Source organism: Planotetraspora sp. GP83, assembly GCF_041262585.1.
In the GTDB taxonomy this organism is placed as follows: domain Bacteria; phylum Actinomycetota; class Actinomycetes; order Streptosporangiales; family Streptosporangiaceae; genus JAOEGB01.
This window is the reverse complement of record NZ_JBGCBZ010000008.1, coordinates 160,853-173,000: the sequence shown is the minus strand read 5'-3', so window position 1 is coordinate 173,000 and position 12,148 is coordinate 160,853. Positions and strand designations below refer to the sequence as shown.

The following is a 12,148-nucleotide window of genomic DNA, read 5'->3' as shown; positions in this document are numbered from 1 at the left end:
TGACGAAGTCAGGCTACGCCATCCGCCAGGTCCCGTACGGCACGCGTGATCCTGTGCGGGGGGACGCGGGCGAAGCCGATCACCAGTCCGGGACGCCGGTGCGCGGGGACGACCGGCTCGGCCGCCAGACCCGCCGCCCGCGCGGCGGCGGCGAGCGCGGCCTCGTCCCAGCCCTCGGGGAGCCGCGCGTAGAGGTGGAGACCGGCGGAGACTCCTTGGACGGCGATGGCGGGCAGATGCTCGGCCAGGGCGCCGACGAGGGCGTCCCGGCGGGCCCGATACTCGCGGCGCATCCGGCGCAGGTGCCGGTCGTAGCGGCCCGTCCTGATGAGATGGGCGAGGGCGTGCTGGTCGATGACCGGCGAGCCGAGATCCAGCTCGGCCCGCGCGAGCCGTACGGACCTCGCGATGTGCGGCGGCGCGACCACCCAGCCGAGCCGCATGCCCGGAGCGAGCGACTTGCTGACGCTGCCCGCCAGCACCACACGGTCGGGGGCGAGCCCCTGCAGGCAGCCGACCGGGTCACGGTCGAACCGGAACTCGGCGTCGTAGTCGTCCTCCAGCACGATCGCGCCGGTCCCGGCCGCCCAGGCCATGAGCTCGGCTCGGCGGCGCGGCGAGAGCACGACCCCGGTCGGATACTGATGGGCCGGGGTCAGCAGCACGGCGTCCGCTTCGGTTTCGGCGAGCCGCTCGACGACGATTCCCTCCTCGTCCACCGGCACCCGGACCAGGCTCGCGCCCGCCCGCTGAAGCAGCGGAAGCTGGTGGGGGCTGGTGGGGTCCTCCACCGCGAGGACGATCCCGCGCCCCCTGCTCGCGGCGAGCGCCTGGATGGTCAGGCTGAGCCCCTGCGCCACGCCCGTGACGACGACAAGGTGCTCCGGCGCAGCGTCGGCCGCCCGCACCCGGCGCAGGTAGGGGGCCAGCTCCTCGCGCAGCTCGGGCACGCCGCCCGGGTCGCCGTAGTCCAGCGCGTCGTTGGGCAGCGTCGTCAGGACATGCCGGACAGCCGCCATCCACGCCTGCCGCGGAAACGCCCCGAGATCCGGAGAGGTGGGCCGGTCTCTGTCCCTTTCCGGCAAGCCCCCCGCCGGCCCCACCACCGCCGCGACGCCGGCCCCTCTCTCAGCCGACGCCCCGCCGGTCCTCGGCCCTGCGGCGACGTAGGTCCCCGCACCGGTCCTGGCCGCGAGGAAGCCTTCCGCCACCAGTTGCTCGTACGCCTCGACCACGGCGCCGCGGGACAGGCCGAGGTCCTTCGCGAGGTCACGGCTGGGCGGCAGGCGGGTGCCGTGGGCCAGCCGCCCGGACCGGATCGCGTCCCTCAGCTCCCGGGCCACCTGGCCGGCGAGGCCCCCCGCGTCGCGATCGACCGCGATATGCAGATCCGTCATTGGTACCCGATTTCACCGCTTGATTGGACCCGTTGAGGGAACCATTGGAGTCCTACCATCTCCAGACATGACCTCCCTCATGAAGCCCCCCATAGCCACGGCCCGGCCACGCCGTACCGCCCACCTGCGCACCACCGCGAGCGCGGCGGCGGCGATGTTCATGGTCGGCACCCTGGCGGCGGTCTCCGGCGTCATCGGGACCTACCCGGTCTATGGCGGCCAGGCCCTGCGCTACGCCCTCGCCGCCGTGATCCTGCTCGCCGTCGCCCGTGCCCGAGGACTCGGTCCCGTACGGCTCGCCCGCCGCGCGGGACCCGTGCCGGCGATTACGCCCCCCGTGGCGCGGGATCGGACGGCGCGGGAGCCGGTGCGGTTGGCGCCGGGTGGGTGGGCACTGCTCGGACTCCTGTCGCTGACCGGGCTGGTGATCTTCAATGTGTGCGTGATCGAGGCAGCGCGGGCGTCCAGCCCCTCCCTCGTCGGGACCATCGTGGGGACCGTGCCGCTCGCGCTGGCCGTCCTCGGACCGCTCACCCGGCCTGCCGACGCGAGGTCGCTACCGTCTCCCCGCCTCATCGGCGCGGCGATCGTGGTGGTCGCGGGAGCCACGCTGGCCACGGGCCTCGGCAGCGGCAACCTGCCCGGCCTCATGTGGTCGCTCGGCGCGCTGGCGTGCGAGGTCTGCTTCTCGCTCCTCGCACTGCCGCTGCTCCCCACGCTCGGGGCCATCCGGGTGTCGGCCTACTCCGCGGCCCTCGCCGTGCCGTTCCTGCTGGTCATGGGCGCGATCGTGGACGGCGGGGCGATGCTGCGGATGCCGACGACGGCCGAGGCCCTGGGCCTGGGCTACCTGGCGGTGATCGTGACGACGGTGGCGTTCTTCCTCTGGTACACCGCGCTTCCCCGGCTGGGCGCGGACCGAGCCGGGCTGTTCGCCGGGATGATCCCGGTAGGGGCCATCGTGACCACGCTGGTCCTCGGCCTCGGCACGCCGTCGGCGGCCGACCTCGCCGGAGCGGCGGTCGTCATCGCCGGACTCGCGCTCGGGCTGCGGACGGGTTCGAGCTAGCCGGGCGCGGATTCGCGGCTCCGACAACCGCAGCGCCTACAGCTCCGACCTCGACCACACCCGCCCCCACCACCGCGGCGGCCCGACGGCGGACGCCAACCTCGCGGCGCTTCACCGACGCCACCACAAGATCAAGGCTCTGCCGGGCAACCACGTCACACAGCCACGCCCCGGCACGCTGCTGTGGCGCACCCGCACCGGCGACTGCTACCGCGTCACCCCCGACGAGTTCTAGGGGTCGCGAGCCGTACGCTGTGACGACCACCAGTAGAGGCAGACGCAGAGGGATCCGAGGACGATGCCGGAGTTCGACTACACCGACCTGCTGCCGCTTGGGCCGGACGAGACTCAATACCGCCTGATCACGACCGAGGGCGTGCGGGTCACCGAGGCGGCCGGACGGAAGTTCCTGGAGGTCGAGCCAGAGGCGCTGCGCCTGCTCACCGAGACCGCCATTCACGATATTTCGCACTATCTCCGGTCGTCTCACCTCGCCCAGCTCCGGAAGATCATTGAAGATCCCGAGTCGAGCGGCAACGACCGCTTCGTCGCGCTCGACCTGCTGAAGAACGCGAGCATCTCGGCCGGCGGCGTGCTGCCGATGTGCCAGGACACCGGCACCGCGATCGTGATGGGCAAGCGCGGCAGGCACGTCCTCACCGACGGCGCGGACGCCGAGCACATCAGCCGCGGCGTGTACGACGCCTACACCCGGCTGAACCTGCGCTACTCGCAGATGGCGCCGCTCACCATGTGGGACGAGAAGAACACCGGGAACAACCTGCCCGCCCAGATCGAGCTGTACGCCGAGGACCCGGGCGGCCACCCGGACGAGTACAAGCTGCTGTTCATGGCCAAGGGCGGCGGCTCGGCCAACAAGTCGTTCCTCTACCAGGAGACCAAGGCCGTCCTGAACGAGAAGCGGATGCTCCAGTTCCTGGAGGAGAAGATCCGCTCGCTCGGCACCGCCGCCTGCCCGCCGTACCATCTGGCGATCGTCGTCGGCGGGACCAGCGCGGAGTTCGCGCTCAAGACGGCGAAGTACGCGTCGGCGCGCTACCTCGACAGCATCCCCACCGAGGGCTCGACGAGCGGCCACGGCTTCCGCGATCTGGAGTTGGAGAAGAAGGTCTTCGAGCTGACCCAGAAGCTCGGCATCGGCGCCCAGTTCGGCGGCAAGTACTTCTGCCACGACGTGCGGGTGATCCGCCTCCCCCGGCACGGCGCGTCCTGCCCGGTCGCGATCGCGGTGAGTTGCAGCGCCGACCGCCAGGCGCTGGCGAAGATCACCCCCGAGGGGATCTTCCTGGAGCAGTTGGAGACCGACCCGGCGAAGTTCCTCCCCGAGACGACGGACGAGCACCTTTCCGACGACGTCGTGAGCATCGACCTCAACCGCCCGATGCCGGAGATCCTCGCCGAGCTGACGAAATATCCGGTCAAGACGCGGCTTTCGCTCACCGGACCGCTCGTCGTCGCCCGCGACATCGCCCACGCCAAGATCGCCGAGCTGCTCGACAACGGCGGGGAGATGCCGCAGTACCTCAAGGACCACGCGGTTTACTACGCCGGGCCGGCCAAGACGCCGGAGGGCTACGCGTCCGGCTCGTTCGGCCCGACGACGGCCGGGCGCATGGACTCCTACGTGGAGCGCTTCCAGGCCGCCGGAGGATCGTTCGTGATGCTGGCCAAGGGCAACCGGTCGAAGCAGGTCACCGAGGCGTGTCAGAAGTACGGCGGTTTCTACCTCGGCTCGATCGGCGGCCCGGCCGCCCGCCTCGCCCAGGACTGCATCACCAAGGTCGAGGTCCTGGAATATCCGGAGCTGGGCATGGAGGCCGTCTGGAAGATCGAAGTCGTCGACTTCCCGGCCTTCATCGTCGTCGACGACAAGGGGGACGACTTCTTCTCCGACACCACCGGCCCCGTCCTCACCATCGGCCGCCGCTGAGCCCGCGCCGGGCGCGGAGGGGGAGGCCCTCGCCGTACGGGGACCTCCCTCACACGCGCCCGGGCGGAGACGCTCAGGCCGGGACCTGCGGGACGGGCTCGGGGTCGGACGCCGGCGCCTGCGCCGACGTCCCGGTGCGAAGCCGCCGGATCGCGAGGACCAGCAGCACGACACCGGCGAGCAGGGGCAGCCCGACGCGGATCCACTGGGTAGCCCCGCCCCACGGCTCGACCGGCCACTGGGTCGCCGTGCCCGCCGTGATGTCCCAGGTGATCAGGATCGCGTTGACGAACGCCCCCGGAAGCACGCTCCCGGTCCTGCGGAAGAAGTAGGTCGAGATCAGCGCCACCGCCGCGAGCACCGGCACGAACTGGTACGCCACGATGATCAGGAGCGGCTGGTCCGGGATCGCCAGGGTCCCGCCCGCGAGGAGCGGGGCGTAGTCGGCGACGAGGAGCACGACCAGGCCCGCCACCAGCACTGCGATGTTCGCGGCCAGCTCGCGGCGGGGGCTGCGGTCAGCGGGCCGAAGCTGGTTGTGCAGGACCAGGCCGAGCACCACGAAGAACACCGTGAACGGGATCAGGTAGCTCAGGAAGATCCGGAAGTGCGTGGCGTCCATGAGGTGGAGCTGCACGACGTAGATCCGGAAGTCGGTCGTGAACGCCCAGTCGGAGAAGGCGAGCAGCGCGTAGAGGCCGGCGACCACGGACGCCGCGAACACGATCGACCGGCCGATGCGGCGCGGCCGCAGGCCGTAGTCGGCGAGGCCCGCCCCGCGGTTGCTCCGGACGTGCCAGACCAGGAACAGCACCAGCGACACGAGGGCGTTCCCGATGGCCCACCCCATGATGCCCGTGGTCACCGTCTGCGGGAACAGCCCGCTCGCCGGGATCAGATAGTTGGCGAAGTCCTGGAACCAGAAGAAGGTCACCGCGGGGATCGCCGCCGCGACCAGGGCCGCCGCCCACCACGGGGTGCCCCGCCGCACGCCACGGGCCGGTGCCGCCTCGGCGGACAGCACGGCGAAGTACGGCGTCCGCAGGAGCAGCGCGCCGAAGGGGAAGAGGAACAGGATCCCGCCGACCAGGGCGATCAGCGTGCCGAGCTCCTTGAGCCACCAGACCTGGCCGGAGGCCGGGTGCCCGCCCTTGAGGGTGCGCGCCATCCAGTCGGTGGCGTGCGAGACGGACTCGAAGCTGAAGGTCAGGCCGGGGTGATTGTTGGCCGGCCGGTAGACCACGCGCGCGTTCCCCGTGTCGATCGAGCCGTAGACCTTGCCCGCGACCACCGGCGCCGCGCTGCCGAACAGGCCCTTCATCTTGGCGGAGGACTGCGCGTCGCCCGGGTTGGCCACGCCGTACATGAGGGGGGAGAACTCCTCCCACTTGCCGTAGATCAGCGCGGTGTTGCGCGGGAACGACGTGTCGCCGTCGGGGGCGGGGACGCCCTTGTCGCCCGGCGACGAGCCGACGAGGACGAGCGACTTGTAGCCGTCGGGGATGGCCTTGGCCGCCGAGAGCACCGTCCAGCCGCCCATGGAGTGGCCCTCGAGACCGATGTTGTCCTTGTCCACGATGTCGAGGGAGCGCAGGTAGGCCAGCGCGGCCGGCCCGCCGTAGCCGTACGCGAACGCGGGCGCGTCGGAGAAGCCGTGCCCCTGCTGGTCGAGGGCGAGCACGACGTACCCCCGGCGGGAGAACTCGATCGCGAACGCGTCCTGGGTCTCCCGCGAGTTGATGTACCCGTGCACGGCGAGGACAGCGGGCGCGGGGGTCTTCGCGGTCACGCCCCGCGGGACGTAGAGCAGGCCGGCGAGCTGGTGCCCGTCGTTGCCGGTGAACCGGACGTCCTGGACCGACACGGCGCCGCCGGCGGTCTGCGTCCACGCGGCGATCCCACCGCCGAGCAGGACAAGGGCTAGAGCCAGGCTGAGCAGGGCCCAGAGCCCTGAGCTCCTGCCTTGTGTGGGGGTCATGTGCCTACCAGACCTTTCGTTGTAGTACGGCCGGAGGCGTCGCCTATCCCCCCGAGACGGGCAGCGCCGCCGGCTACTGATCGGCGAGCCGCTGTTCGGCGTCGCCGAACAGGCAGCGCCGCCGATGCTGCCGGGCGTGGTGGTCCCACCTGCCCGGCGTACGAGGGAGGGGTCACGGCCCTGTGACCGCCGTCCCGGATGCGCGGGACATACCGCCTGGACGGTATGTCCCGATCCACGCAGGTGCACCTCTGATGAACTGCCGGGCTCCTCCCCGGCCGCCGGTCACGCGCCCACCGGGCCCAGCGTGCCGGTCTGTCGGGCATGCGTGCTGCGGTCCAAGCACGAGGAACCTCACAGTCTGCGAATTCGTTCGGTAATGCCGAACGATATGTGCAGTTTATTCACCCGGCGCTTTACGTCAATGACGTGTCCGAAGTGTTACCGGCCGAGGTCGCGGGTGATGGCCCGCGCGGCGTCCCTGACATAGGAGACGATCTCCATGCGCGGCGCCCCGCCCTCGGCGAGCCGTTCCATGGCGCCCCTGACGCCGATCGCGCCGACCGTCATGCCCCGCCCGTCGCGGATGGGGGCGGCGATGGCCACCTCGCCCTCCACGAACTCCTCGATCTCCGCCGCCCACCCCCGCGCCCGGATCGCCTCGAGCTCCTCCTCAAGGTCGGCCACGGTGACCAGCGTCCTCCCCGTGAAGCGCTCCAGCGGACCCGTGATCGCCTCCCCGTACGGGTCGTAGGCGAGCAGCGCCTTGCCGAGCGCCGTCGCGTGGCCGGGCAGGAGGGTGCCCACCTGAAGCACCTGCAGGCTGTCGTCCGGGCGGAACACGTGGTGGACCACGAGGACGCACCCCTCGTGGAGCGTGCCGATCCAGGCGCTCTCCATGCTGCGGCCGGCCAGCGCGTCCGCCCAGTTGAGCGAGCGGGCCCGCAGCTCGTTCACGTCGAGGTAGCTGCTGCCGAGGTGGAGGAGGGTCCCGCCGAGCCGGTACTTCCCGGTGGTCTCGTCCTGCTCCACGAACCCGACGTGCACGAGCGTGCGCAGGATGCCGTGGAGGGTGCCCTTGGGCAGGCCCATGGCCCGGGCCAGCTCCACGACGCCGAGCTGGCGGGGCCCGGACGCGAGCAGTCTCAGGATCGCAGCGGCCCGCTCAACCGACTGGATCATCTCTCCCACGCTGGGACTGTATCCCGAGTCGACAATGCCGAACATCGGCCTCGCGGCCGTCCGGGGTCCTCGAACCTCTGTGGTCGCCGTGAGACGCTTCGTCCCCGGCCTTACCATTGGCCGCCGCTGACCCTACATGCCGGGTGTCAGAACATTTGACAGAAGATCCCAACAATTTCCCGGCATGGTCTCTACAGGACGCATTACCCGAATCGGTAAGCTGCCACCCATGCGTGCGCCGTCCGGATACCAGTTAGCCGCGCGCTACCGGCTTGTCGAGCCGGTAGGCCGCGGTGGAATGGGCACCGTCTGGCGTGCGCGAGACGAGCTCCTCGATCGTGACGTCGCTGTCAAGGAGGTACGGCTGCCGCTGGTCCTCGACGAGGACCTCCGAGCCGAGCTCTGCGCGCGCACCGAGCGGGAGGGACGCGCGACCGCCATGGTCGCCCACCCCTCCGTCATCACGGTGTTCGACGTGGTGACCGAGGACGACCGCCCGTGGATCGTGATGGAGCTCCTCAAGGCGCAGTCGCTGGAGGAGATCGTCAGGCGCGAGGGCCCGATGGACCCCCGGCGGGTGGCCGAGATCGGCAGGCAGGTGCTCGGCGCGCTGCGGGCCGTCCACGCCAAGGGCATCCTCCACCGGGACGTGAAGCCCAGCAACGTCCTGGTGACCGAGGACAGGGCCGTGCTCACCGACTTCGGGCTGGCCGCCCTGGAGGGCGACGTCTCGATCACTCAGGCGGGCATCGTGCTGGGCTCGGCCGGATACATCGCGCCCGAGCGGGTTTTGGGTGACAAGGCCAGTCCGGCCGCCGACCTATGGTCGCTCGGCGCGACGCTCTACACCGCCGTCGAGGGCCGCGGCCTCCACGGCCGCCGTACGGCTGCCGCCGCCCTGGCCGCTCTCACGAGCGGCGCCCCGATCCCCATGGAGAAGGCGGGCCCGCTCGCCCCGGTCCTGCGCGGCCTGCTCCAGATCGACCCGGAGGCCCGCCTCGACGGCGTCCGGGCGGCCCTGACCCTCGCGAGGATCGCCGCCGGCGGAACCGCCGAGGAGATCATCCCCCAGCACCGGCCGGTCCGCCCCTCGATCCCGCCGGCCGTACCGACGATCGGGCGCAAGCCGCCGCACCGCGGGCAGCATCGGGCCGAATCGCGGCCCGCGCCCAGGCCGGTGCCCCCGGGACAGCCGCGCGATCCCCGGGACTCCGGCCCGCACCGGGTCTCCGGCCCGCACCGGACGTACGGCGCTTACGGTCGTGACCTCCGCGACCCCCGCGACTTCCGGGACCTCGGCGCCTCCCGCGAGATGGCCACCGTGCCCGCGCAGCGGCGCCGACCGGCCGAGGGCGTCCACCGCAAGCCGCCCGAGCCGTCTCTGCACCAGATCGGCTACGGCCCGATGATGCGACGCCTCGCCAAGGTGATCACGATGGTTTTGCCCCGCCGGTACTGGCCGAGAAGATTTCTCATGTGAGTAGAAAGCGATTCTCCAGGGAGAATCGCTATCTTTCTTCTCATGCCGGAACAGCAACCGCGGCTGCTCGCTGATCGCTACGAGCTGATCACCCCTATCGGCCGGGGCACGATGGGCACCGTCTGGCGTGCCTTCGACCGGTCGCTCGGGCGTGAAGTCGCCGTCAAGGAGATCCGCCAGGATCCGACGCTCAGCCCACCGCAACGCCGGGAGCTGCGGGAACGCATGATCCGGGAGGGCCGCATCGCGGCCAGGGTCAGCCACCCGTCCGTCGCCACGATCCACGACGCGATCGAGGTGGACGGCAGCCCGTGGATCATCATGGAGCTCGTCGAGGGCCGCTCGCTGGAGCAGGTGATCGACGAGGAGGGCCCGCTACCGCCCCGGCTCGTGGCGGAGATCGGCTACGACCTGCTCGGCGCGCTCCGCGCCGCCCATTCCCAGGACATCCTGCACCGGGACGTCAAGCCCAGCAACGTGCTGCTGACCGAGACGGGCCGGGTCGTCCTCACCGACTTCGGCATCGCCAAGGCCCAGGGCGACAGCCCCCTCACGCAGACCGGCATGGTGATCGGCTCCCCCGGCTACACCGCGCCCGAGAGGGCCAGGGGCGACCACACCGGCCCGGAATCCGACATGTGGTCCCTCGGGGCCACCTTGTACTTCGCGGTCGAGGGACGGCCCGCCTACGAGCGCGGCTCCGTCGGGGAGACCCTCGCGGCCCTCATGACGGAGACCGCCGACCCGCCCACCCAGGCCGGCCCCCTGCGTCCCGTCCTCGACGGCCTGCTGCAGAAGGACCACACGGTACGGCTCACGCCCGAACGAGCCGCCGCGATGCTCCGGATCATCGCCGACACGCCGGCCGCCGCCCCGGCCGGCGCCTCTCCACAACCCGCGCCGCCCGTGAACGCGCCCGCCAAGGCCGCGCCCGCCAAGGCCGCGTCCGCCAAGGCCGCGTCCACGAGCGCTCCCGCCGGACCAGCCTCTCCCACGGACGTCTTCCCAGTCTCCGGGGCCGCCACCGCCGGGGGCGCGTCTCGCGTGGACGGCTCCTCCTCGGAGGACGCGGCCGACCAGACGATGGTGATAATTCGCCCCAAGGGCGGTCTTCGCATCCCTCCTCCGGCTTCCAGTCCGAGCCCTTCGGCCGATGGTGCCATTCCGGCGGCGCCATCAGCCGCCGCCGACGCTCCCGAGGCCATGTCCGCACCCTCCGGTAGCGAGGCGCCCCCTGGTAGCGAGGCGCCCTCCGGTAGCGAGGCGAGCGACGACGACACGGACACGACAGCCCCTCGGAGGTTGCCTGCCAATCGACCTCACACGACTCCTCCACCCGCAGCCACGGCAGGAGCGGCAGCGAAACAGGGCCGAGGTGAGGCGGACTCAGGACAGCCGGAGGCTCACCCGGGAGAGTCAGGACAGCCCGGACATCCCGCGTCCGGTGACAGCGGCAACGGGCACCGCCCCGGCGGGCTGGGGACGGACCTGTTCGCCATGCAGGGCTCTCAGGAACCGGACGCGGGCGGCCGGGTCCGGGTGCTCGTGCTGGCTGTGATCGCCCTCGTGGCCTTCCTCGCGGTCGTGGTCCTGGCGATGGTGGCCTTGGGCCGTTAGCTCGGCCTGGGCTCGTTCCATGCCGGGTGGGAGAGACCTCGCCGCGGGTTCTTGATAGGACTTACACCATGGAAGATTTCCGGATCGAGCACGACTCCATGGGCGAGGTGCGGGTCCCGGCCCAGGCCAAGTGGCGGGCGCAGACGCAGCGGGCGGTGGAGAACTTCCCGGTCTCCGGCCGCGGGCTCGAACCCGCCCACATCGCCGCCCTGGGGCGGATCAAGGCGGCGTGCGCCAAGGTGAACGCCGACTACGGGGTGATCGACAAGGATCTGGCGCAGGCCGTACAGGACGCCGCGAACGAGGTGGCCGAGGGGCGGTGGAACGACCAGTTCCCCGTCGACGTGTTCCAGACCGGCTCGGGCACGTCGTCGAACATGAACGCCAACGAGGTCATCGCGACCCTCGCCGAGGAGCGGCTCGGCCGGCCGGTCCACCCCAACGACCACGTGAACGCCGCCCAGTCGTCCAACGACGTGTTCCCCTCCTCGATCCACGTGGCGGCCACCTACGCGGTGGTCCACGAGCTGACGCCCGCGCTCGAGCACCTGGCGACGGCGCTGGAGGAGAAGGCGTCCGAGTTCGCCGGCGTGGTGAAGTCCGGCAGGACCCATCTGATGGACGCGACGCCGGTCACGCTCGGCCAGGAGTTCGGCGGCTACTCTACGCAGATCGAGCTCGGGATCGAGCGGATCCAGGCCCTGCTGCCCCGCCTGGCCGAGCTGCCTCTGGGCGGCACGGCCGTCGGGACGGGCATCAACGTCCCCGACCCGGGCTGGGCCGGGGCCGTGATCGGGGAGCTGAGCCGCGCGACCGGGCTGCCGTTCACCGAGGCCAGGGACCATTTCGAGGCGCAGGGGGCGAGGGACGGCCTCGTCGAGCTGTCGGGCGCGCTGAAGGTCATCGCGGTCTCGCTCAACAAGATCGCCAATGATCTCCGCTGGATGGGCTCGGGCCCGCGCGCCGGCCTGGGCGAGATCAACCTGCCCGACCTCCAGCCGGGCTCCTCGATCATGCCGGGCAAGGTGAACCCGGTGATTCCGGAGGCGGTCACGATGGTGGCCGTCCAGGTCATCGGCAACGACGCCGCGATCACGATGGCGGGGGCGTCGGGCGCGTTCGAGCTCAACGTCATGCTGCCGGTGATGGCCCGCAACGTGCTGGAGTCGATCAGGCTGCTGGGGAACGTCTCGCGGCTGCTGGCCGACAGGTGCGTCAGCGGGATCACCGCCAACGTCGAGCGGCTCAGGGAGTACGCCGAGTCGTCGCCGTCGATCGTCACCCCGCTGAACCGGTACGTCGGCTACGAGGAGGCTGCCAAGATCGCCAAGCAGGCCCTCAAGGAGCGCAAGACGATCAAGGAGGTCGTCGTCGAGCGTGGCCACGTGGCGAACGGCACGCTGACCGAGCAGCAGCTCGACGAGATCCTCGACGTGCTCTCCATGACCCGGCCCACATAGGGCGGCAGGGATCT

The 12,148-nt window shown here is 71.2% G+C and carries 7 protein-coding genes and 2 pseudogenes; 5 read left to right on the top strand and 4 right to left on the bottom strand.

The genetic code is table 11. The annotated features are described in order from the left end of the window. Positions 1-8 precede the first annotated feature (8 nt). Positions 9-1,397 carry a PLP-dependent aminotransferase family protein gene (locus tag ABH927_RS13965; protein WP_370021517.1) on the bottom strand — a complete coding sequence of 463 codons (1,389 nt, stop codon included), beginning with the start codon at positions 1,395-1,397 and terminating at the stop codon, positions 9-11. A gap of 67 nt (positions 1,398-1,464) precedes the next feature. Here ABH927_RS13965 and ABH927_RS13960 point away from each other — a divergent pair, with 67 nt between their 5' ends. Then, complete coding sequence (locus ABH927_RS13960) at positions 1,465-2,466, top strand: DMT family transporter (protein ID WP_370021515.1); 1,002 nt, start codon at positions 1,465-1,467, stop codon at positions 2,464-2,466. Between the two features lie 298 nt (positions 2,467-2,764). Continuing rightward, the gene (locus ABH927_RS13955) at positions 2,765-4,417 is read left to right on the top strand and encodes a fumarate hydratase (protein ID WP_370021513.1); all 1,653 of its coding nucleotides are present in this window, start codon (positions 2,765-2,767) and stop codon (positions 4,415-4,417) included. 73 nt (positions 4,418-4,490) lie between these two features. Here the strand turns inward: ABH927_RS13955 and ABH927_RS13950 are convergent, their stop codons facing one another. The 3 genes and pseudogenes from ABH927_RS13950 to ABH927_RS13940 all read right to left on the bottom strand — a co-directional run. Next, complete coding sequence (locus tag ABH927_RS13950) at positions 4,491-6,395, bottom strand: alpha/beta hydrolase family protein (protein WP_370021511.1); 1,905 nt, start codon at positions 6,393-6,395, stop codon at positions 4,491-4,493. Between the two features lie 441 nt (positions 6,396-6,836). Then, a pseudogene (locus tag ABH927_RS13945) lies at positions 6,837-7,154 on the bottom strand (IclR family transcriptional regulator C-terminal domain-containing protein); the annotation flags it as partial. Positions 7,155-7,472: 318 nt separating this feature from the next. Then, positions 7,473-7,577, bottom strand: a pseudogene (locus ABH927_RS13940) (helix-turn-helix domain-containing protein); the annotation flags it as partial. 229 nt (positions 7,578-7,806) lie between these two features. Here ABH927_RS13940 and ABH927_RS13935 point away from each other — a divergent pair. From ABH927_RS13935 to ABH927_RS13925, 3 genes are all read left to right on the top strand, one after another. Beyond that, on the top strand, positions 7,807-9,057 hold the full coding sequence (locus tag ABH927_RS13935; protein WP_370021509.1) for a protein kinase domain-containing protein: 1,251 nt from the start codon (positions 7,807-7,809) through the stop codon (positions 9,055-9,057). Between the two features lie 42 nt (positions 9,058-9,099). Continuing rightward, positions 9,100-10,674 carry a serine/threonine-protein kinase gene (locus tag ABH927_RS13930; protein WP_370021507.1) on the top strand — a complete coding sequence of 525 codons (1,575 nt, stop codon included), beginning with the start codon at positions 9,100-9,102 and terminating at the stop codon, positions 10,672-10,674. 68 nt (positions 10,675-10,742) lie between these two features. After that, positions 10,743-12,134, top strand: coding sequence for a class II fumarate hydratase (locus ABH927_RS13925; RefSeq protein WP_370021505.1), 1,392 nt, complete (start codon positions 10,743-10,745; stop codon positions 12,132-12,134). Positions 12,135-12,148: the final 14 nt, after the last annotated feature.